Origin of the sequence: Chromohalobacter canadensis (assembly GCF_029544075.1) — a bacterium.
Taxonomy (GTDB): domain Bacteria; phylum Pseudomonadota; class Gammaproteobacteria; order Pseudomonadales; family Halomonadaceae; genus Chromohalobacter; species Chromohalobacter canadensis_A.
Map to the genome: position 1 here is coordinate 87,419 of NZ_JAJQJH010000006.1, position 20,387 is coordinate 107,805.

Here is a 20,387-nt window from a genome sequence, read left to right on the forward strand (position 1 = left end):
GGCGTGGCTTTTTTCGTCTCGGGCGCGTGTTTAGACCTCGCGATATAAGTTGCTCCCCTGCGCGCGGAATTTCTCGGCCTGCTCGCGCATACCGTTGTGGCGTGCTCTTTCAGTCTCAAGCGGATCTTTTTCGCCGTCCCCGCCCTGGGGCAGCCGATCCTTGAAGACATGATCGCGCACTTCATGGCTGATCTTCATCGAGCAGAATTTGGGCCCGCACATGGAGCAGAAGTGCGCCACCTTGGCCGAGTCCTTGGGCAGTGTCTCGTCGTGGTATGCCCGCGCGGTGTCTGGGTCGAGCCCCAGATTGAACTGATCCTCCCAGCGGAACTCGAAACGCGCTTTCGAGAGCGCGTTGTCGCGGCGCTGGGCGGCCGGGTGGCCTTTGGCCAGGTCGGCGGCATGCGCGGCGATCTTGTAAGTGATGATGCCGGTCTTGACGTCTTCCTTGTGGGGCAGGCCGAGGTGCTCCTTGGGGGTGACGTAGCAGAGCATGGCGCAGCCGTACCAGCCGATCATCGCCGCGCCGATGCCGGAGGTGATGTGGTCGTAGCCCGGGGCGATATCGGTCACCAGCGGCCCCAGCGTGTAGAAGGGAGCTTCATCGCAGCATTTGAGCTGCTTGTCCATGTTCTCCTTGATCAAGTGCATCGGCACGTGGCCGGGGCCTTCGATCATCACTTGAACGTCATGCTTCCAAGCGATCTTGGTCAGCTCGCCGAGAGTTTCCAGTTCGGCGAACTGCGCGGCATCGTTGGCGTCGGCTATTGATCCCGGTCGTAGGCCATCGCCCAGCGAGAATGCCACGTCGTAGCGCTTGCAGATCTCGCAGATCTCCTCGAAGTGGGTGTAGAGGAAGCTCTCTTCATGGTGATAGAGACACCACTTGGCCATGATCGAGCCGCCTCGGGAAACGATGCCGGTGACACGCTCGGTGGTGAGTGGCACGTAGCGCAGCAAGACGCCGGCATGAATGGTGAAATAATCCACACCCTGTTCGGCCTGCTCAATCAAGGTGTCGCGGAAAATGTCCCAGGTTAGATCTTCGGCGACACCACCGACTTTTTCCAGGGCCTGGTAGATGGGCACGGTGCCGATGGGTACCGGGGCGTTGCGGATGATCCACTCACGTGTTTCGTGGATATTGGCGCCGGTGGAAAGATCCATGATCGTATCCGAGCCCCAACGGATGCCCCAGGTCATCTTGTCGACCTCGTCTTCAATGGACGAGCTCACTGCCGAGTTACCCAAGTTGCCGTTGATCTTCACCAGGAAGTTGCGACCGATGATCATTGGCTCGGTTTCGGGATGGTTGATGTTGCAGGGAATGATCGCGCGTCCTGCGGCTACCTCGTCGCGCACGAATTCCGGCGTGATTTCCTCGGGTAAACGCGCGCCGAATCCTTCACCTGGATGCTGCTGATCGAGGATGCGTTCAACCTCGTCGCTTCCCAACGCTTGGCGGCGCTGGTTTTCGCGGATGGCGATGAATTCCATTTCAGGTGTCACGATGCCCTGACGGGCGTAATGAAGCTGGGTGACGTTACGACCTTCCATGCCGCGTCGTGGTGTGCGGGTCAGCTCGAAGCGCAGTTGGGCGAGCATGGGGTCGTTGGCTCGGCGTCGGCCGTATTCGGAGGTGGGGCCGTCGAGGCATTCGGTGTCGTCGCGTGCATCGATCCAATGGCGTCTCAGTTCCGTTAGCCCCTTGCGCAGGTCGATCTTCGTGTTGGGATCTGTGTAGGGGCCGGAGGTATCGTAGACCAGCAGGGATGGGTTCTTCTCATCTTGGCCGGAGGTGCGGGTCGGCGACAGCGATATCTCACGGAAGGGGACGCGGATGTCCGCACGTGAGCCTTCTACGTATATTTTGCGCGAGCCGGGTAGCGTCTGAATGGCGTCCTCATCGACGCGGGCAGTGTCGGAAAGAAATTGCGGTGATGTCATATGTGCTCCAGGGCGAGACTTGGGTCAAGCCGGCGCACAGCGCAGGAGGGGGAAACCGGCATGGGCGTGTTTTCGTATCGCGCGGTTTCCGCTTGATCCCTACGCCGGTACTAGCCGGATCAGGTTCGTCGGGATCCGTCGTGGCGCCCGCTTTGATGGCGAACGCAGGACGATCTCAGCCGGTTCCACCGGCACCCCGTCAAGCTGTCGTCTAGAGTCTAGCAAGGTATCGCCCGAATGAAATCCCCCTGTGCGATGCGTGCGACGGACGAGACGTCAAACCCTTGTTTGCATGCTAATGTTCAGGGGAAGCCACCAAAGGAGAGCTGAACATGAAAGTTGGATTTATTGGTCTGGGAGCCATGGGGCGTGGCATGGCGCAGCAGTTACTCGAGGCAGAGCATGATGTGACGGTGTGGAACCGTTCCCCGGAGGCTGCCGAGGCGCTCGCCGAGCAGGGCGCCAAGATCGCCAAGAAACCGGCCGACGCGGCGCGGTGTGAGGTGCTGGTGAGCATGCTGGCGGACGATCAGGCAGCGCATCAGGTGCTGGTCGAAAGCAAGGCCATCGAGGCGATGAAAAAGGGCAGCGTTCACGTCAACATGGCTACGGTGTCGGTGGCTTTCGCGCGCGGTATGGCGGCGCTTCACGAGCGCCTAGGCGTGGGCTATGTTGCCGCGCCGGTGCTGGGTCGGCCGGATGTGGCGGCGTCGGGTAAGCTTAATATCATCGCCGCCGGTGAACCGTCCCAAATCGAGCGGGTCAGACCCGTGCTAGACGCCATGGGGCAAGCCGTATGGCCTTTGGGAGCATCACCCGAGCGTGCCAACGTGGCTAAAATAGCCGCCAATTTCATGCTTGCCAGTGCCATCGAATCGATGGCCGAGGCCTCGACACTGACCCGCGCGTACGGCATCGAGGCCAGCGATTTCCTCGATATCGTCACCAACACGCTGTTTGCCTCGCCGGCCTATCAGGGCTACGGCAAGATGATCGCCGAGGCACGCTTCGAGCCCGCCGGGTTCACGATGCGGCTTGGCCACAAGGATGTCGGGCTGGCCTTGAGTGCGGGTGATGAGCAAAACGTCGCCTTGCCATTGGGCAGTGCGGTGCGCGATCGGCTGCTCGACGCCTTGGCCAACGGCGATGGCGAAAAGGACTGGTCGGGGCTCGCCGAGGTCGCCGCGCGCCAGGCGCATCTAGATAAGCGCTAGACCGTGTTCATGGCGTCAGGCGGTACAGCCCGGTATCACCGTCGTCGGCGGTGAAATATAACGCTCCGTTGTGGTAGGCGACGCCAGCGGGGCGTGCCCAGCGCTCGCCGTTCTCAGCCTGAAAGCCGCTGACCAGGTCGATCACTTCGCCTTGGTGACCGCCGTCCGTGAGTCGAATGCCGACGATCTTGGGCGGTCGGCGAGAGGCACGGCCGCCGGACGCTTGCGTAGCCCAGCTGCCATGGATGGCGGTGACCATATCCACTTGCCAGGGGTTGTCATCAGGCAGGAAGGTCAGGCCGATGGGGGCGCTACGAGCGGCGAAAGTGGTCACCGGTGGTGTAAGCGTGTCACGCCCGGCAGGTGGTGCCGAATCGATGCATTCGTCGCGCTGCCACTCGCCTTCATTCCATTGATACCACGGCATGCCATAAAAGCTCTCGGCCTCGGCGCGCACCAGCAGTTCAGGTGGCGCCTCGTACCCCCAATGGTCGGGGCCATTGTTGTTGAGATATAGCGTTCCCTCGGGGCTCCAGGCCATGCCGATGGGGTTGCGCAGCCCGCTGACGTAGGGTGTCCATTCAGGTGTCTCATGCGTGGGATCGAGGGCCATCACGCCGCCGCGCCGGTCCTCGAACGCAACGTCTTCGGAGATGCGTTGCGCCGAGCAGTTGCCTTGAAGGCCGAGCGCGACATAAAGCCTGCCATCGGGGCCAACAGATAACGAACGCGAGGCGTGGCCGCTGCCGCCGGGCAAGTCGGCGACGCCCTCGAAATCCGTCTCCGTGACGTCCTGTCCCGGCGTATACCTCGTGCGATAGAGTTGGTCAGTGGTCGCTACGTACAAGTAGCCTTCGTGGACCACGGCACTATGCGGGTAACCGGACAGCGGGATTTCCGCATCGACACGATCATAGGGCGGTTGCAGGCGATACAGGCGCCCCGCCTGGGAGCCGATGAACATCTCGTCCTCAGGACCAAAGCTGATCAGTCGGGGCGCGCGTAGCGCGACCTGCTTATCGAGCGTGGCACCGTCGGGGACATTGGCCCGTTCCGCGTTGCCGGCAACCTCCACTGGCGTTAGTGCTTGGGCCTGACCGGAGGCGATCATCATGGCGCCCAACCACAGGCCGGCAAGCGCCGGCGCGCTTCGCCTCAGTGCATGGGTAGTGTGGCGAACGATCATGCACGACTCCTCGAGAAATTCTCTGGAGAAGTGTAGACAACAATCAGCGATGCGCCCGGGACTCAGTAGATGCGAAAGCGTTTGAAGTCGGGATGCTTGGCAGCTTGTTGCGGGGTCTTGCGGAAGCGTTTGTATTCCCACTGGTACTGGGCGGGATCCAGGGCGATGGCGTGTTCCACGCTGGCGTTAACGCCAGTGGCGGAGTGTGCCTCATCACTGGCATAGACGCGTTCATCGGCGGCGAGAAAGTGGATCACGAAGCCCTCGCCGTTGGAGAGACGCCGCGCCACGCCAGTGACGACACGCGCCTCGGTGCGCGCCACGAGCTTGGGCAGTAAGGTGGCGGTATAGGCTGGACGCTGGAAGAAATCGGCAAAGACGCCACTACCCCAGCTCGGCTCCTGGTCGGGGAGAATCCCTACCGCCTCGCAGCGCTTGAGTGCCTTGAGCAGCGAGGCGACACCGCGTGGATTGGTGGGGACTAATTGGGCCCCCATGCGTTCGCGGCCATGCCGGATCACCGGATCGAGAGCATCAATCTTGGGAGGCTCGTACATGGCGGTAAATGGGAAGTGGCTGGAAAGCCAGAAGTTGAGCACTTCCCAGTTGCCGTAATGCGGTGCCAGCACGATGACGCCACGCCCCTGGGCGCGGGCGTCATCGAGCAGTTCGCGGCCATGCACGGCGCGGATCGAGGCCTCGACGCGCTCCGGAGCGGCCATCCAGGCAAAGCCCAGCTCGAGCATGGTTGCCGAAGAGTGCGTCAGGCTGTCCCGTGTCAGGCGTCGTTGCTGGCGTGCCGGCATGTCCGGATAGACGTGTCTGAGATTGATGCGTGTCACGTCGCGTTCGCGGCGGCTGAAGGTAAGAATCAGCGGGCCGATCAGGCGGGCCAGCTGCCACAGCCGGTGCGGTGTCAAGCGTGCCAGGGTGCGCCACAGCAGGGCGATGGCGCGTGCGCGTAAAGGAGAAGAGACATCTTCGGACATCGAACTCATGGCATCATAGTTTAGGCGGACGATAGGCCTGTATTATACAGATCGCGCGGCGTATGCCCGCCCCGCGGGCATACGATGTCATCTTGTCAGCGGCGCCTTGGTCGGGAAATCTCAATCAGATTGCCATCCGGGTCGCGTACGTGAAGCGTTTCGGCAGCGTGATGTTCACCCGGCCCTTTGTCTAGAGGCACTCCAAGCGCTTCCAGGTGTGCTTTTACTTCTGCCAGGGATAGAGAGCTGCGAAAGCCCATGGTCTGATTGCCTGGCATGGCGGGTTGCGTTTTGTCGGCTGTGGCCTGGACGGCGTATAGGCGCAAGGCGAAATCGTCCAGATAGAGATCGGTGCGTGTCGCATCGTGGTAGCGTGCCTCGAGTCCCAGTACGCGTGTGTAGAAATCGATGCTGCGCTCGAGGTCGGTGACGTTTACCACCAGATGGTCGATAGCATTGAGCATGGCGGATTGTCCAAAAAAGTGGCGGTCGGCCCCCCAGGGGGAAGGACATCATGCACGCTCGAGGCGGTCTGCATCCAGTCGAAAGATGCGCGAGCGTGTGTCACGAGGATGTTTGCCGGTAATGCTCGCCGCCGGGCAGATCAATCTACGAGGCCATGCGAGGCTCAATGACAGAACGAACAACATCACTGGCCGTTACGCCAGCATGCCCCCTGTGTGCCGCGTCGCACAGCGTACCCTCGCTGGGCGCGCCGCCACGCACCTATTATCGCTGCCCGGTGTGCGCCTTGATCTTCGTCGCCCCCGAAGAGCGCCCTACGGCCGAAGAAGAGCGTGCGGTCTACGATCTTCACGAGAATTCACCCGACGACCCAGGTTATCGCCGCTTTTTGGCACGCTTGTGGGATCCCTTGCGAGCGCGTCTGCCGCCTGCCTCGCAAGGGCTCGATTTCGGATGTGGGCCGGGACCGACGTTGTCGTTGATGATGGAAGAGGCCGGGCATCGCATGATGGTCTTTGATCCTTTCTATGCGCCGTATCCCGAACGCCTGGCACGGAATTACGACGTCATCACCGCCAGTGAAGTGGTGGAGCATCTGCATGCACCAGGGCAGGTATTGGCCGAATTGATCGCGCGGCTACGTCATGGAGGCTGGCTGGGCATCATGACCCAGCGCAGCGATGGCGTCACCGACCTCACCCGCTGGCGTTACATGCGTGATTCGACGCATGTCTGCTTCTTCGCCAAGCGCAGTTTTGACTACCTCGCCGAACAATACGGGCTGACGGTGACGTTTCCGCGTAACGATGTGGCACTGATGCAGCGCCCGTGACGATCAGCGTCAAGCGTAATTCTGATTGTCGCGGGGCTGGAAGGTTTCGTTTACGAAAAAAACATCCGTAATTAAAGTATAAAAGTATATTTTTGGGCTTGTAGGCTCCAGAAGGAGGTTTGCGCTTGATGCTGTTCTAAGCGCTTTAAGGAGGAAAAACGACTGCATCGTGACTTTTATTGGCATATAGATTTCGGCTATAGGGGCGATTGCCAAATCTATTATTGCGTTTATTGTTAGCTTGCTATATATTTTACTCAACGTTCGCAAGCGAACATGAACACGCAAGGAGATCCATCATGCAAGTACGTACCCTTATTGCCGCCGTCGCACTCGCCGCTCTGCCGGTTGCCGCTCAAGCTAGCATTGCCTCCGCTGAAGCGCTGCACGTTAATCATGAGTCGCTGCAGGCCAACCAGGGTGCCGATCAGGCATCCGTGAGCTTCCAGCAGCTCGATACCTCAGGCGCCGACAGCGTGGGCATCGCCAAGGCACGGCACTACATTTCAGTGCATAACACCAAGCAGACCGACCTGCCCAGCGATACACAGGAGCAGCAGCAGATCGGTCATCGCGCGGATTGGTAAGGTGCTGATTGACGGTGTCGCCAAGGCGCCGTCTGAACGGATATGCAAGAGCCACCCACCTTTCGAGGCGGGTGGCTTTTTATTGTGTTGGTGGTAGGGAGATTCAAGCGTCGGGCTGGTACTTGTACCCGACGCTGTAGACGGAGTGGATGATGTCGCGCTCGGGGTAGGCGTCGGCAATCTTGCGGCGCAGCTTTTTGACGTGGCTGTCCACGGTGCGCTCGGAGACGATGCGATGGTCGCGATACATATGATCCATCAGTTGGTCGCGGGAGAAGATCCGTCCCGGGGCGTGCATCATGACCTTGAGCAACTGAAATTCGACGGCGGTCAGGCCGAGGTCGTGTCCTTGGGCCAGCGCGCGCCAGCCGTCTTCATCGAGGTGCAGGGGTGGGGCGCCGGTCGCTTCCTCGTGGCGTGGTTGCAGGCGGCGGAGCACGGCCTTGACCCGCGCCACGACCTCGCGCGGACTGAATGGCTTGCAGATGTAGTCGTCGGCGCCCAGCTCCAGGCCGAGTAGCCGATCGATCTCCTCGACCCGGGCGGTCAACATGATTACGGGCAGCGAGGGGTAATCGTCGTTGATGTGTCGGCACAGCGTCATGCCGTCGGTGCCGGGCAGCATCAAGTCGAGCAGTATCAGGGCGGGGGCGGCATGGTGCGCGAGCCAGGGCATGACCTCGTTACCATGTGCCAGGTGATGCGTGGCGTAACCGCTTTGCTGGAGGTAGTCGGCGACCAGGCGCGCGATCTTGGGTTCGTCTTCGACGATCAGGATGGTGTCGTTCATGACTGTCTCCAGGCTTGGCTCATGGCGTGTCGTGATCGAGGACATCATCGCCGTGACGTACCGGAAAGGTCAGTGTCCAGCGAAGCCCACCAAGCGGCGACGCCGAGGGGGTCAGCGTACCGCCATGCGCCGTGACCAACGCATTGGCGATCGCCAGACCCAGGCCGCTGCCGCCGCTGCGACGGTTGCGCGAGCCCTCGACACGGTACAGGCGCTCGGTCAGGCGCGGTAGTAAGTCTTCGGTGACGCCGGGGGCGCTGTCTTCCCAGGTCAGGCGCAGGTGATCGGGATGACGCTCGAGACGTATGCGTAGCTGGCCCGGGGCGTCGGTGTAGGCGCAGGTGTTGCTCAGCAGGTTATTCCACAATTGACGCAGCCGCTGTGGGTCGCCGCGAATCGGCGCCGGGACGGTGCCGATCTCTGCATCGAGCGTGATTCCACGTGCATTCAACCAGCCGCGTGCCTCGTCGAGTCGTGCCCCTAGCGTATCTGCCAGGTCATGCGGAGCCAGGTAGATATCCAGAGCACCCGCGTCACTCTGGGCGAGTAGGCGTAGATCGTCGACCAGACGTTCGAGCTGGGTCACTTCCTGGGCAAGCGAGGCGAGTGTCTCTTCGCCAAGCGGGCGCACGCCATCCTCGATCGCCTCGATTTCGCCGCGTAGGACTGCCATTGGCGTGCGCAATTCATGAGCGATATCGGCGACCCACTGCTGGCGGTTACGACGATTGGCGTCCAGTGTCTCGGCGAGCACGTTGAAGTCGGCGGACAGGCGGGAAAGCTCGTCGTGGCCGCGTTCGGGAAGCCGCACGGCGAAGTCGCCCTGGGTCATACGACGGGTAGCTGCGGTCATATCGCGGGCACGCCTCCCTAGCCACCAGGCTAGGCCCGCAGCGAGCAGCAGCGAGGCCACCGACAGAGAAGCGACGATGATCGTCATGTTGCGCAACTGACGCTGCAGGAAGATGCGATCCATGCGCGCCATCAGCTGCGCAGGGGGGAGATAGCCGAGACGGCCGACGACCTCACCTTGATGCTCGATGTCGATGAAGCGGGGCTGCGGAGGAGGTTCTGCATCGGAAGGTGGTTTGCCGGGTGGCAGTGGGCGGCCGATGATGGCTTCGCCCTCGGCATCGAGTACCACGAAATCCCGCGCGTCGCTCAATTCGCGGTCGATGCCGCTGGGCGGTTGGCGTTCGCCTGGCCAGAGCTGGTTACGTACCAGGCGGTGCCAGGCGCGTGGATCGTCGCGCAGCCAATGCCAGTTGCCATGTTCCTGCCAACGTTCGGCGAGCGCGGTGGCCAGGGTGTCGGCACGATTGGCTTGGGTGCGCTCCAAGTAGTCGATGAAGCCTTGGTCGAGACTGCGGGCGATGAGCAGGAAGCTCATGCCGCCGATCAATACGTTGGTCAGCAGGATGGCGGCGAACAGTTTGAGGCTGATGCGCGCGATGCGGGGACGCTTGAAACGCAGCCAGTGTTTCATGGGACGACTCTCGAGGAACGAAACGGCCGTGGCGCGGGCGCATGACCTGATGGTAAGAGCATCATGCTGGACGCCGGCGCAAGAAACCGTCACGCAATGTGCAAGTAGTGTGCATCACACGGCCCGGTACCGAGGTGTCAGTCCGGGTGCGAGATCGTGCGGCCACGCCAGGTGAAGGTCACGGGCCACAGATGTTGGTCGCCGCTCGTGAATTGGGCCCACAGCTCGGCATAGGGGTGTCCCGTCTCGGGATGCGGCGTCTCCGGTAGCAACTCGGCGAGTGGCCGTAGCACGAAGGCATGCTTAAGAATCTCGTCACGCGGGAGATCGACGCCTTCGATATGGCCGCATTGATCGCCCACCGTGAGCAGATCGATATCCAGGGTGCGTGGACTGAACTTGGGACTGCCTGGCAGGCGCCCGTTGTTGGCCTCGACTTGCTTGCACCAAGCTTGCAGCTCGCCGACCGAGAGGGAGGAATGGAACGCGGCGACGAGGTTATAAAAATTACGCCCGTCCTCGAAGCCGACCGGTTCACTTTCGAAGATACGCGACACCCGCACATCCCCGAAGGTGTCGGCGAGAGCGTCGAGACAGGCGAGAACGTGTCGCTCGCGATCGATATTGCTACCGATGCTGACAGTGATCTGTGTCATGCCTGGCCCCGCGTGATGCGTACGCCTACGCTTGCGGCATTGGCGACCGCACCGGGCTTGCGAACGGTCAGGCGGAGCCAGGTGATGGCGAATTCCTGGCGCAAGGTATCGGCCAAGCGCTCGGCAAAGGTTTCGACCAGCGCGAATTGATGGGCCTCGGCGAATGCGCCGATACGCTCGCTAATGGCGGCGTAGTCGAGCGTCAGTTGGATATCGTCTCGCTGTGCGGCGGGGCGAATGTCGGTCGCCAGTTCGAGATCCAGCCGCAGCCGCTGGCGAAGGGTGCGCTCCCAGTCGTAAACACCGATGACGGTGTCCACTTCCAGTGCCTCGATCAGCACGTGATCCACGGCGTATCCTCATTAGGTCGGGTGTTCATGCGGCGAAGCTTGGCCAGCGCCTCACGACATTGCAAACCTTAGATTGTACGTCATGGAAGTGGCAGAATCATGGGCGGGGCCTATGCATTGGTGTGCCCGCGCCACGAGGGAGTCCAACCCATGTCTCCAGTCTTGCCTGTCGCTGCCTTGGTGGTGGTCGGCTATTTGAGTGGCTCGCTGCTCGGTGCCGTCTGGGTGTGTCGTGCGCTGGGGCGGCGGGATCCGCGTTACGCAGGATCGCGCAACCCAGGGTTTTCGAATGTCTTGCGCGTGCATGGGGCGGTGCCCGCTGCCTTGACGCTGACGGTTGATGCGATCAAGGCGATGCCGGTGTTGTGGATAGCGCAGCGTGAGGCATTACCGCTATGGATACAGGGTGCAATAGGACTGTCGGTGCTGGTGGGACACAGCTATCCAGCGTGGCATCGTGGGCGCGGCGGTAAGGCCGTGGCCAGTGCTTTCGGCGTGCTGCTGATGATCGCGACGCCAGTGGCCTGGGTTTGCGCCCTGTGCTGGGCACTCTTGGCGTGGCGCTCGCGTACTGCCGCGGTGGCGTCGTTGGCCGCGGCGTTGATCGCCCCCCTGACCAGCTACTGGCTGGCGCGCGAGGCGACGCTAGTGGTGAGCGTCTTCTCGGCGTTGGTGCTGGTGCGCCATGCCTGGAATATTCGCCGCTTGGGGCAGGGCGATGAATCAGGGCTTTCGCGCGCCTCGCGCGAGGGTGACGTCAGGCCGCCGGAGGAGTGAGCGTTGCCAGTGGCCAGCGTGGCGTCGCCTGCATGGTTGCGTCGTCGCGCTCACCGGCAAGTAGGCGTTGTGCGCCGACGTAGGCGATCATCGCGCCGTTGTCGGTGCAAAAACGTCCACGCGGATAGAAAGCCTGCGCCTGGCGCTTGGCGGTTTCATGGTCGAGACGCTCGCGCAGGCGGTAGTTGGCGCTGACGCCGCCGGCCACGACGAGACGTTTGAGCCCCGTGGCATCGAGGGCTCGGCGGCATTTGATGACCAGCGTGTCGACGACGGCTTCCTCGAAGGCACGAGCGATATCGGCGCGATCCTGATCGCTGAGGGGGCCGGCTTCCTGGAGCTTTCTGGCGGTGGTCAAGGTATGTGTCTTGAGCCCGGAGAAGCTGAAGTCGAGCCCCGGGCGATCGGTCATGGGGCGCGGGAAACGAAACCGCTTGGGGTCGCCGTGCTCGGCGAGCTTGGCCACCTGTGGGCCACCGGGGTAGGGAAGGTCGAGCATCTTGGCGGCCTTGTCGAAGGCTTCGCCCGCGGCGTCGTCGACCGACTCGCCGAGCAGGCGATAGCATCCGAGTCCGTGTACTTCGACGAGCTGCGTGTGTCCGCCCGAGACCAGTAACGCCACGAATGGAAAGTCAGGAGGCGTATCCTCGAGCATCGGTGCCAGTAGGTGCCCCTCCATGTGGTGCACGCCGAGTACCGGGATGTCCCAGGCACGTGCCAGGCCATGCGCGGTGGAGGCGCCAACCATCAGTGCGCCGACCAGGCCGGGGCCTGCCGTGTAGGCGATGGCGTCGAGCTGGTCGCCGCGCAGTTCGGCGTCGCCGAGCACCTGGCGAATCAGCGGCAGCAATTTGCGAGTATGATCGCGCGAGGCAAGTTCCGGCACCACACCGCCGAATTCGGCATGCATCGCCATTTGGCTATGCAGCGCATCGGCGATCAGGCCGCGCTCGGTATCGTAGATGGCGACGCCGGTTTCGTCGCAGGAGGTCTCGATGCCCAATACCCGCATGTGTCGTCATTTCCCCGCTATCCCGTGAAGCCCGCTATTCTACGCTTTTCGCGGCGTGCGTGGCAGGGGCCGGGGTAAAGGCTTTGCAAAGCAATCTTACGGCGACTAGAATACTGTGTTCTGCAAGACTGGGTCGTGCACCCGTCATGCCGTTCGGCATTAGTTGAACCTTGGCTGACTAGGTGTGCGTTCAATCCGAACTCATCTTTCCTAAAGGTAGGTGATTGGTTAATGCCTTCTGTAAAAGTACGTGACAACGAGCCGTTCGACGTCGCACTGCGGCGTTTCAAACGTTCTTGCGAAAAAGGCGGCGTTCTCTCCGAAGTCCGTCGTCGTGAGACTTATGAAAAGCCCACCGCAGTGCGCAAGCGCAAGGCTGCTGCGGCGGTCAAGCGTCATGCCAAGAAGCTGCAGCGCGAGCGCAAGCGTTTCGAACGGCTGTATTGATTCCGTACTAGAAGTGGCTTCGGCCGCTTCTTAGAGGGACGCCAAGCGGCTGCCATCAGGTGGCCGCTTGTTTTTCCCACCCCGCTGTTTCCGCGATGCCTGGCTCCGTGATTTCCGCGATACAGACAACGTTTCGTCGAGCGCTTCCCCGCCATGGCTGGACAGATACCTCAACGCTTCATCGATGATTTGCTGGCTCGCACCGACGTGGTCGAGATCGTCGGCGAACGCGTTCAGCTCAAGAAGGCAGGTCGCAACTACTCAGGCCTTTGCCCCTTCCATCAGGAAAAGTCGCCATCGTTCACCGTGAGTGCCGAGAAGCAGTTCTATCACTGTTTCGGTTGCGGCGTGCACGGCAATGCGCTGCGCTTCTTGATGGAGTTCGACCACCTGCGCTTTCCCGAAGCGATCGAGCAGTTGGCGTCGCGTTTGGGACTGGACGTGCCTCGTGAAGGCGATGACGATCCGCGTGCCCAGCAGCGCGAGCAGCGTCGAGAAGAGGCAGTCAACCTGCTCGAGTTGTCGGCGAGCTTCTTCCGAGAACGCCTGGCAATGACGGAGGGCAGTGACGCACGTGATTATCTCGAGCGTCGCGGGTTGTCTGAGGATATCGTGCGCGAGTTCGGGATAGGCTTCGCCCCGGACCGCTGGGAGGCGCTCAAACGTCATTTGGGCGAGCGCGGCATCAGCGATGCGGTGCAGATCGAATACGGACTGCTGGTGCATCGCGAGGACTCTGGGCGTAGCTACGACCGCTTTCGCAACCGGGTGATGTTTCCGATCCGCGATTGGAAGGGGCGCACCATCGCGTTCGGTGGGCGCGTGCTCGGGGACGCCAAGCCCAAGTACTTGAACTCGCCCGAGACGCCGGTGTTTCACAAGGGGCGCGAGCTATACGGCCTCTACGAAGCGCGTCAGGCCAACTCGCGACTGGAGCGCATGCTGGTCGTCGAGGGTTACATGGATGTCGTGGCGTTGGCCCAATTCGGAATTCGCAACGCCTGCGCGACCCTGGGGACCTCGCTTAGCGAAGACCATCTGCAGCGTCTGTTTCGCCTGGTGGGCGAGGTGGTGTTTTGTTTCGACGGGGATCAGGCCGGGCGGCAGGCGGCACGACGCGCGCTGGAGACAGTGCTGCCGTCGATGATCGACGGGCGCCAGGTGCGCTTTCTGTTTCTCCCTGAAGGTGAGGATCCGGACACTCTGGTACGCCGTGAAGGCAGCGAGGCCTTCGAGAATCGGGTTTTGTGTGCCGCGCCGCTTTCGGAGTTTCTCTTCGACCAGGCGGCCGAGGGGCGTGATCTCAAGCATATTGAAGAGCGTGAGCGTTTCGTTACCACGGTATTACGTGCCTTGGAGCGTCTGCCTGAGGGCGTGTTGAAATCGCTGTTGTTGCGCGAACTCTCGCAGCGCACGGGCGTCGAACAAGCGAACTTTCAGGCATTGCTGGCGCGTGCCGATAAGACGCATGGCATCCAAGAGTCTGGTCTCGCTGAGGCGCAGGAGGGATCGCCTCCTGAGACGACGAGTCCGCGAGAGGGGGTGTCGGATAGCCGGCGTGGTGCTCTGAGTCTCGTCGGTCGCTTGCTGCATTTGTTGGTGCATGAGCCTGGCTTGGTGAGTCGTTTGCCTGAATCGCTCGATTGGTGCCCCGACGACGAGGGCGATGGTGCGCTGTGCCACGAAGTGGTGCGCTTGATCCGCGCGGGGGGCTATCGCAACGCCCAGGTCCTGCTGGCGCATTTTCATGGCACGCCTGAAGGTGAGCGACTCGCCTGGCTGGCGCGTCGGGAGCTATTGATGCCACGCGACGCACGCGGCGCCGAGGTGGAAGGTCTGGTCGACGGGTTGCGCCAACGCCATTCGCAGCGTTCGCCGCAGGAAGCCATTGATGCTTTGTTGGCGCGCGAGCGGCATGGAGAGCGTCTTTCCCGTGAAGAGCGGGCCCAGCTCATGACGTTACTGACGGAGTTGAAAGGCGGAGCTCGCCCAACATGACGGTCGTGGGAGAGATGCCTGCCGCGACGGGTTGAATTGGCGCAAAACGTCGCCATTTAATAGGCAATATCGAAAAGGGTAGCCGAACACACTAGCACACCTGGATGACAAGACAAATACGACACTGGCAGTAAAATGCCCTTAGCGGCTATACTGGCAGGCTTAGCAGCGTTTCGATCCGTGCGCTTCCAGGTGCTCCATTGTCGAGATAGGGTTTCTATGGCTGGAAATACGCAGCAGTCACGTCTGAAGGAGTTGATCGCCCAGGGTAAGGAACAAGGCTTCCTGACCTATGCGGAGGTCAATGACCACCTTCCCGAGGATATCGCCGATCCCGATCAGGTGGAAGACATCATCGCGATGATCAACGACATGGGTATCAGCGTCGTCGAGGAAGCACCTGACGAAGATACCCTGATGATGTCCGACCAATCTACCGATGAGTCGGCGGCGGAAGAAGCTGTCGCTGCCTTGGCGGCGGTAGAGAGCGACGTCGGGCGCACTACCGATCCCGTGCGCATGTATATGCGCGAGATGGGCACGGTGGGCTTGTTGACGCGCGAAGGCGAAATCGAGATCGCCAAGCGCATCGAAGAAGGTACCCGCGAGGTGATGTCCTCGCTGGCTTATCTGCCGGGTGCCGTGGACTCCGTCCTCGAGGCTTATGACGCCACCCAGGACGAGGAAGCGCCGGGGCGGCTTTCCGACTTGTTTTCGGGCTTCATCGATCCTGACGAAGGGATCCCGGGTGTGGCCGAGGCGGAAATTCCGGAGCCCGAGCCCGAGCAAAGTGCTGTGGACGGTGAGGCTCCCGAAGACGCTGACGATGCCGAGGAAGAAGAAACCGGCGGCGGCCCGGATCCCGAGGAAGCGAAAGCACGTTTCGAGCAGATTCGCGAACAGAACGAGCGTGCCAAGGCTGCGATCGACAAACACGGTCTGGGGTCGTCTGACGCGAATCAAGAGCAAGAGCGTCTTGCCGAGCTGTTCTCGCCGATCAAGCTGGTGCCCAAGCACTTCGAGCGTCTGGTGGGGCAGGTACGCATCAGCATCGAGCAGATCCGCAGTCAGGAAAAGGCCATCATGCAGGTCTTCGTGAAGCAGGCGAAGGTGCCGCGCAAGACCTTCATCGGCTCCTTTCCTGGCGCCGAATCCGACCTCGAATGGTTGGACCGTTTCCTGACCAAGCATGCCAAGTACGCCGAGCGCCTCGAGCCGTTCCGTGCCGATATTCTGCGTTCCCAGCGCAAGATCGGCTTCGAGGAAGAAATGGTGCGCCTGCCGGTCACGAACATCAAAGAGGTCAATCGTCGGTTGTCGATTGGCGAGGCCAAGGCGCGTCGTGCCAAGAAGGAAATGGTCGAAGCCAACCTGCGCCTGGTCATCTCGATCGCCAAGAAGTACACCAACCGCGGCTTGCAGTTCCTGGATCTCATTCAGGAAGGCAACATCGGGTTGATGAAGGCGGTGGACAAGTTCGAATACCGTCGTGGCTACAAGTTCTCGACGTATGCCACTTGGTGGATTCGCCAGGCGATCACGCGCTCCATCGCCGACCAGGCACGCACCATTCGTATTCCGGTGCACATGATCGAGACCATCAACAAGCTCAACCGCGTCTCGCGCCAGATGCTGCAGGAAATGGGCCGTGAGCCGACGCCGGAAGAGCTAGGCGAGCGCCTCGAGATGCCGGAGGACAAGGTTCGCAAGGTGCTCAAGATCGCCAAAGAGCCGATCTCCATGGAAACGCCGATCGGCGACGATGACGACTCGCATCTCGGTGATTTCATCGAGGATGGCACTATGCTGCTGCCGATCGACCTGGCCACTGGTGAGGGCCTGATCGAAGCAACCCGCAACGTGCTGGGCGGTTTGACGGCGCGCGAAGCCAAAGTGCTACGTATGCGCTTCGGGATCGATATGAACACCGACCACACACTGGAAGAGGTCGGCAAACAGTTCGACGTGACTCGTGAGCGTATCCGCCAGATCGAAGCCAAGGCGCTGCGCAAGCTACGTCATCCGTCGCGTTCCGAACCTTTGCGGACTTTCCTCGACGAGTGAGCGAGGCGAGATCCAAAAAACCCGCGAGTGAGCTCGCGGGTTTTTTTATACCTCATGTATGAAGGCGGTCGTTTCAGCCATGACGGCGGAAGCGTCGACGCACCAGTAGCAGCAGCTCGATGCAAGCAAAAAAGAGCAGCATGTATCCGGCAAGCTCGGTCACTTCCTCGGCGGCATCTTTGATGACGCGCTGATAGTGGTCGCCCAGCATGGCTTCCCAGAATTCCGAACGGCCGTAAAGCCGCGAGAACACATACGTTGTGAGGAAGCCGGCGGCGAACATCCCGAAGCCAAGGCTGTTGGAGATCGACTTGAACTCCTCGGCAAAGGCATGTCGATGGCGAATTACCACAAACAGTGCCGGCAGCACGATTAGGGTCACGATTACTTGCCAGGCGCCATCGAAGACGTAGTCGTCCAGCCAGGCGTCGTTTTCTCGAACGAAGGAGGCGAACAGGAACGCGCCGAGCAACAAGCTGACGTGAGGAATGGCGTCGGGATGGCGATATATGTAGACCATCAGCAATGAGCTGAGCAGCAGCAAAGCCGACTGCGTGAGCTCGGTCAATGACGACTCGGAGAACTGGCCGACACCGGACTGAGCGTCCAGCATGACCAGTTGCATGATGCCGGCGACGATCAAGATATAGCAAAGTGCGCGAAGGCAGATCGCCTTGAAGCCAAAAGTGGCTTCGGGAGGCAGGGGCGAATGCGTCATACGTAGTCTCTGGCGTGCGTCGAAGCGACGGTGATTAGGGCATCGATGAATGTTGAATATTAGCAGGGAAACGACTCTTAAGAAACACCGTTTCCGATCTTCAAGGTAGTCCTTTACAGAACCTGGGTAGAATCTCAGACTAACGGTATTGTCCTTCATTGCCGGAGAGCGGTCGCATGCAAGTAGAATTGCTGGAGGTTCGTCAGCACATGGCGCAATTTCCGCCCTTCGAGCAGCTATCTGATGACTTGCTCGATGAGCTGGCCGGTCAGGTCGAGGTTGGGTATTTTAAGGCCGAGACCGATATTTACCGCCACGGAGATGCAGTCGAGTATCTTCACTACATTCGTAGTGGCGCTATCGATCTTTATCGCCGCAATGGCGATCTTTACAACCGCCTCAGCGAAGGCGATATCTTCGGTCAGTTCGACTTGCTCAGGGATCGACGCGTACGTTTCCCGGCCCGAGCGATCGAAGATACGCTGATCTACTTCATTCCTCTTGCGGCGTTTCAACACTTGTGCGAGGCGGACGACAACTTCGCCGATTTCGTCGAAGTCGAACGTCCGCGCCTGGAGTCTACCGTCGACCAGCAGCGCAAAAGCCACGAGATGCTGGTGACGCGGGTACGTAAGCTGGCCACCCGGGCACCGGTGATGGTGGAAAGCGATGCCACGGTACAGGAAGCGGCGCAGCGCATGGGCGAGCACAATGCCTCCTCGGTGCTGGTGCTGGGGGCGCCGCAAACACCGGACGATTCTCATGCCTTCACTCATGAGGACGGGCAACTGCGCCGCATGGTCGGTATCCTCACCGATCATGACTTACGTAACCGTGTCCTGGCCGAGGGACGACCGACGAGCACCACGGTGGGTGAGTTGATCGACGAGCGCCCGATCACCATTCAGTCCGACGAGTCGGTGTATGAAGCGATGCTGCGCATGCTGCGCAACAATATTCATCACCTGCCTGTCCTGTATCGGCGGCGCCCGGTGGGCGTGTTGCATCTATCTGATATCGTGCGTTACGAGACCAATAGCAGCCTGTATCTCGTGGATAATATCTTTCGCCAACCCAATGTCGAAAGCCTGGCGCCCCTGAGGTTCGATGTGCGTGCAGCCTTCGTGCGCATGGTCAATGAGGACGATAACTCACAGATGGTCAGTAGTTCGTTGTCGAGCATCGGACGCTCGTTCACGCGGCGTTTGCTGGAGCTGGCCGAGGAGGAATTGGGGCCGCCACCGGTGCCGTATTGCTTCATGGCATTGGGGTCCATGGCGCGCAATGAGCAATCCATCGTCACCGACCAGGACAATGCCCTGGTGCTCGATGATAGCTTCGACCCCGAGCAGCACGACGCGTACTTCCTGACATTGGCACAACGCGTCAGCGATGGGTTGGCGGCATGTGGTTATAGCTATTGCAAGGGTGACGTCATGGCTACCAATTCGCGTTGGCGTCAGCCGTTATATGTGTGGCAGCAATATTTCCGCGACTGGATCGACGATCCTAGCCCCGAGCGCTTGCTGCACAGTTCCATCTTTTTCGATCTCGATAGTGTTTATGGAGACGAGGCGTTCGTCGAGCGTCTGCAAGACCTGGTCGCTGGACGCGCCTCTCAGCGTCCACGTTTTCTGGCCGCGATGGCACGTAATGCGTTGAACCGTACGCCTCCGCTCGGTTTTTTCCGTACTTTCGTGATGGAAAAAGACGGCGAACAGAACAACACGATTAATCTCAAGCGACGCGGCACGGCGCCTTTGGTCGACCTGATCCGTGTGCATGCCCTGGCCTGCGGCTCACGTGCGCAAAATTCCTTCGACCGTCTCGAGGATATCAACAAAACTCGCTTGCTCGCGGGCCACTCCGGGGAGCGTATTCGCTACGCCCTGGAATTTATCGCCATGGTGAGAATTCGTCACCAGGTCATCGATATCCAGGAAGAGCGTGAACCGGACAATAACATTGAGCCTGAAAACGTCTCGGATAACGAGCGCCACAACCTCAAGGACGCCTTTCAGGTTCTGAGCAATGCTCAGAAATTCCTGAAGTTCCGTTATCCCATGCCTTCACAAAAGCGCTGATATTTGAATGAAGCCACTGCTTTCACGCCGTCACCCTGAGCCGTCGAAATGGACGGATTATTTTATGGCGCGTCGCGAGCAGGCGCATGATACGGCATTGAAACGCTACTTCGATGTCGGTGTGCCCGCGCCGGAGACTCCAATCGGTGACGTGCCGATGTTGGCCATGGACATGGAAACCACTGGCCTCGATGAGCAGCGTCACGCCATTGTCAGCATCGGCGTGGTGCCTTTCGATCTACAGCGCATACGGCTCGCCGAGCGGCATCACTGGGTCGTGCGGCCGCCACGTCCCCTCAATGAGCGCTCGATCACCTTTCACCATATTACCCATAGCGAGATTGAGCAGGCCCCTGACCTTGATGATGTTCTCGATGAATTATTGGCCGCGATGGCCGGGCGCATCGTCGTGGTGCATTACCGTCATATCGAGCGCACCTTCCTGAACGCGGCCGTCAAGGCGAGACGTGGCGAGGGGATCCACTTCCCCGTGATCGATACCATGTCGCTGGAGGCGCGTCTGCACCGTCAGTCGTGGTGGGCACGTCTACGGCGCTGGCTGGGGCGTCCGCCAGCGTCGATTCGCCTGCCTGATAGCCGCACGCGCTATGGCTTGCCGCCCTATCAGGCACATCATGCCTTGATCGATGCCCTGGCGACTGCCGAATTGCTACAAGCCCAGATTGCTCATCGCTACAGTCCCGAGACGCCACTTCGCGAGGTATGGAACTAGGATCGACAGGTTAGAGATGTTTTAAACGAAGAAGGCGGCCCGTAGGCCGCCT

The 20,387-nt window shown here is 60.7% G+C and carries 19 protein-coding genes and 1 riboswitch; of the genes, 9 read left to right on the forward strand and 10 right to left on the reverse strand.

Annotated features, from left to right (window positions below; translation table 11 throughout):
- Positions 1 to 30: 30 nt before the first annotated feature.
- Positions 31 to 1,947, reverse strand: coding sequence for a phosphomethylpyrimidine synthase ThiC (gene thiC, locus LUN51_RS09805; protein WP_277811104.1), 1,917 nt, complete (start codon positions 1,945 to 1,947; stop codon positions 31 to 33).
- Between the two features lie 79 nt (positions 1,948 to 2,026).
- Positions 2,027 to 2,156: riboswitch (TPP riboswitch) on the reverse strand.
- Positions 2,157 to 2,279: 123 nt separating this feature from the next.
- On the opposite strand from thiC, the gene LUN51_RS09810 reads away from it, so the two are divergent.
- A complete protein-coding gene (locus tag LUN51_RS09810) occupies positions 2,280 to 3,161 on the forward strand; it encodes an NAD(P)-dependent oxidoreductase (protein ID WP_040244400.1) in 882 nt (293 codons plus the stop codon).
- 7 nt (positions 3,162 to 3,168) lie between these two features.
- On the opposite strand, the gene LUN51_RS09815 is transcribed toward LUN51_RS09810, so the two are convergent.
- From LUN51_RS09815 to LUN51_RS09825, 3 genes are all read right to left on the reverse strand, one after another.
- Positions 3,169 to 4,347, reverse strand: a complete 1,179-nt coding sequence (locus tag LUN51_RS09815; RefSeq protein ID WP_277811105.1) for a PQQ-dependent sugar dehydrogenase — start codon at positions 4,345 to 4,347, stop codon at positions 3,169 to 3,171.
- Between the two features lie 62 nt (positions 4,348 to 4,409).
- Positions 4,410 to 5,336, reverse strand: coding sequence for a lysophospholipid acyltransferase family protein (locus LUN51_RS09820; protein WP_277811106.1), 927 nt, complete (start codon positions 5,334 to 5,336; stop codon positions 4,410 to 4,412).
- A gap of 95 nt (positions 5,337 to 5,431) precedes the next feature.
- Positions 5,432 to 5,800 carry a VOC family protein gene (locus LUN51_RS09825; RefSeq protein ID WP_040244392.1) on the reverse strand — a complete coding sequence of 123 codons (369 nt, stop codon included), beginning with the start codon at positions 5,798 to 5,800 and terminating at the stop codon, positions 5,432 to 5,434.
- Positions 5,801 to 5,967: 167 nt separating this feature from the next.
- Here LUN51_RS09825 and LUN51_RS09830 point away from each other — a divergent pair, with 167 nt between their 5' ends.
- Positions 5,968 to 6,633 (forward strand): class I SAM-dependent methyltransferase, encoded by a 666-nt coding sequence (locus tag LUN51_RS09830; protein ID WP_277811107.1) that lies wholly within the window; start codon positions 5,968 to 5,970, stop codon positions 6,631 to 6,633.
- A 299-nt stretch (positions 6,634 to 6,932) separates the two neighbouring features.
- Complete coding sequence (locus LUN51_RS09835; RefSeq protein ID WP_277811108.1) at positions 6,933 to 7,220, forward strand: hypothetical protein; 288 nt, start codon at positions 6,933 to 6,935, stop codon at positions 7,218 to 7,220.
- 103 nt (positions 7,221 to 7,323) lie between these two features.
- On the opposite strand, the gene LUN51_RS09840 is transcribed toward LUN51_RS09835, so the two are convergent.
- From LUN51_RS09840 to folB, 4 genes are all read right to left on the reverse strand, one after another.
- Positions 7,324 to 8,010, reverse strand: coding sequence for a response regulator (locus LUN51_RS09840; RefSeq protein WP_277811109.1), 687 nt, complete (start codon positions 8,008 to 8,010; stop codon positions 7,324 to 7,326).
- 19 nt (positions 8,011 to 8,029) lie between these two features.
- Positions 8,030 to 9,496, reverse strand: coding sequence for an ATP-binding protein (locus LUN51_RS09845; protein ID WP_277811110.1), 1,467 nt, complete (start codon positions 9,494 to 9,496; stop codon positions 8,030 to 8,032).
- 137 nt (positions 9,497 to 9,633) lie between these two features.
- Positions 9,634 to 10,152: a 2-amino-4-hydroxy-6-hydroxymethyldihydropteridine diphosphokinase gene (folK, locus tag LUN51_RS09850; RefSeq protein WP_277811111.1), complete on the reverse strand. Its 519-nt coding sequence runs from the start codon at positions 10,150 to 10,152 to the stop codon at positions 9,634 to 9,636.
- Complete coding sequence (gene folB, locus LUN51_RS09855; RefSeq protein ID WP_277811112.1) at positions 10,149 to 10,502, reverse strand: dihydroneopterin aldolase; 354 nt, start codon at positions 10,500 to 10,502, stop codon at positions 10,149 to 10,151. Before folB ends, folK begins: the two co-directional genes overlap by 4 nt.
- Before the next feature lie 150 nt (positions 10,503 to 10,652).
- On the opposite strand from folB, the gene LUN51_RS09860 reads away from it, so the two are divergent.
- Positions 10,653 to 11,279, forward strand: coding sequence for a glycerol-3-phosphate acyltransferase (locus tag LUN51_RS09860; RefSeq protein ID WP_277811113.1), 627 nt, complete (start codon positions 10,653 to 10,655; stop codon positions 11,277 to 11,279).
- Here the strand turns inward: LUN51_RS09860 and tsaD are convergent.
- Positions 11,260 to 12,291, reverse strand: a complete 1,032-nt coding sequence (tsaD, locus tag LUN51_RS09865) for a tRNA (adenosine(37)-N6)-threonylcarbamoyltransferase complex transferase subunit TsaD (RefSeq protein ID WP_247639285.1) — start codon at positions 12,289 to 12,291, stop codon at positions 11,260 to 11,262. The genes LUN51_RS09860 and tsaD overlap by 20 nt on opposite strands.
- Positions 12,292 to 12,522: 231 nt before the next feature.
- Between tsaD and rpsU the strand changes: the two genes are divergently transcribed.
- From rpsU to rpoD, 3 genes are all read left to right on the forward strand, one after another.
- Positions 12,523 to 12,738, forward strand: a complete 216-nt coding sequence (rpsU, locus tag LUN51_RS09870; RefSeq protein ID WP_040244373.1) for a 30S ribosomal protein S21 — start codon at positions 12,523 to 12,525, stop codon at positions 12,736 to 12,738.
- 153 nt (positions 12,739 to 12,891) lie between these two features.
- Positions 12,892 to 14,736 (forward strand): DNA primase, encoded by a 1,845-nt coding sequence (dnaG, locus tag LUN51_RS09875; RefSeq protein WP_247639286.1) that lies wholly within the window; start codon positions 12,892 to 12,894, stop codon positions 14,734 to 14,736.
- Between the two features lie 219 nt (positions 14,737 to 14,955).
- A complete protein-coding gene (gene rpoD / locus LUN51_RS09880; protein WP_277811114.1) occupies positions 14,956 to 16,800 on the forward strand; it encodes an RNA polymerase sigma factor RpoD in 1,845 nt (614 codons plus the stop codon).
- A 73-nt stretch (positions 16,801 to 16,873) separates the two neighbouring features.
- Here the strand turns inward: rpoD and LUN51_RS09885 are convergent, their stop codons facing one another.
- The gene (locus tag LUN51_RS09885; protein WP_277811115.1) at positions 16,874 to 17,518 is read right to left on the reverse strand and encodes a hypothetical protein; all 645 of its coding nucleotides are present in this window, start codon (positions 17,516 to 17,518) and stop codon (positions 16,874 to 16,876) included.
- Between the two features lie 176 nt (positions 17,519 to 17,694).
- On the opposite strand from LUN51_RS09885, the gene LUN51_RS09890 reads away from it, so the two are divergent.
- Complete coding sequence (locus LUN51_RS09890) at positions 17,695 to 19,602, forward strand: DUF294 nucleotidyltransferase-like domain-containing protein (RefSeq protein WP_277811116.1); 1,908 nt, start codon at positions 17,695 to 17,697, stop codon at positions 19,600 to 19,602.
- 7 nt (positions 19,603 to 19,609) lie between these two features.
- Positions 19,610 to 20,335, forward strand: a complete 726-nt coding sequence (locus LUN51_RS09895) for a 3'-5' exonuclease (protein ID WP_040244364.1) — start codon at positions 19,610 to 19,612, stop codon at positions 20,333 to 20,335.
- Positions 20,336 to 20,387 lie beyond the last annotated feature (52 nt).

Excerpts from the sequence above, each read along its gene's own strand:
- thiC (WP_277811104.1), bottom strand. The coding sequence starts at position 1,947 with ATGACATCACCGCAATTTCTTTCCGACACTGCCCGCGTCGATGAGGAC.
- LUN51_RS09810 (WP_040244400.1), top strand. The coding sequence starts at position 2,280 with ATGAAAGTTGGATTTATTGGTCTGGGAGCCATGGGGCGTGGCATGGCG.
- LUN51_RS09815 (WP_277811105.1), bottom strand. The coding sequence starts at position 4,347 with ATGATCGTTCGCCACACTACCCATGCACTGAGGCGAAGCGCGCCGGCG.
- LUN51_RS09820 (WP_277811106.1), bottom strand. The coding sequence starts at position 5,336 with ATGTCCGAAGATGTCTCTTCTCCTTTACGCGCACGCGCCATCGCCCTG.
- LUN51_RS09825 (WP_040244392.1), bottom strand. The coding sequence starts at position 5,800 with ATGCTCAATGCTATCGACCATCTGGTGGTAAACGTCACCGACCTCGAG.
- LUN51_RS09830 (WP_277811107.1), top strand. The coding sequence starts at position 5,968 with ATGACAGAACGAACAACATCACTGGCCGTTACGCCAGCATGCCCCCTG.
- LUN51_RS09835 (WP_277811108.1), top strand. The coding sequence starts at position 6,933 with ATGCAAGTACGTACCCTTATTGCCGCCGTCGCACTCGCCGCTCTGCCG.
- LUN51_RS09840 (WP_277811109.1), bottom strand. The coding sequence starts at position 8,010 with ATGAACGACACCATCCTGATCGTCGAAGACGAACCCAAGATCGCGCGC.
- LUN51_RS09845 (WP_277811110.1), bottom strand. The coding sequence starts at position 9,496 with ATGAAACACTGGCTGCGTTTCAAGCGTCCCCGCATCGCGCGCATCAGC.
- folK (WP_277811111.1), bottom strand. The coding sequence starts at position 10,152 with ATGACACAGATCACTGTCAGCATCGGTAGCAATATCGATCGCGAGCGA.
- LUN51_RS09860 (WP_277811113.1), top strand. The coding sequence starts at position 10,653 with ATGTCTCCAGTCTTGCCTGTCGCTGCCTTGGTGGTGGTCGGCTATTTG.
- tsaD (WP_247639285.1), bottom strand. The coding sequence starts at position 12,291 with ATGCGGGTATTGGGCATCGAGACCTCCTGCGACGAAACCGGCGTCGCC.
- rpsU (WP_040244373.1), top strand. The coding sequence starts at position 12,523 with ATGCCTTCTGTAAAAGTACGTGACAACGAGCCGTTCGACGTCGCACTG.
- dnaG (WP_247639286.1), top strand. The coding sequence starts at position 12,892 with ATGGCTGGACAGATACCTCAACGCTTCATCGATGATTTGCTGGCTCGC.
- rpoD (WP_277811114.1), top strand. The coding sequence starts at position 14,956 with ATGGCTGGAAATACGCAGCAGTCACGTCTGAAGGAGTTGATCGCCCAG.
- LUN51_RS09885 (WP_277811115.1), bottom strand. The coding sequence starts at position 17,518 with ATGACGCATTCGCCCCTGCCTCCCGAAGCCACTTTTGGCTTCAAGGCG.
- LUN51_RS09890 (WP_277811116.1), top strand. The coding sequence starts at position 17,695 with ATGCAAGTAGAATTGCTGGAGGTTCGTCAGCACATGGCGCAATTTCCG.
- LUN51_RS09895 (WP_040244364.1), top strand. The coding sequence starts at position 19,610 with ATGAAGCCACTGCTTTCACGCCGTCACCCTGAGCCGTCGAAATGGACG.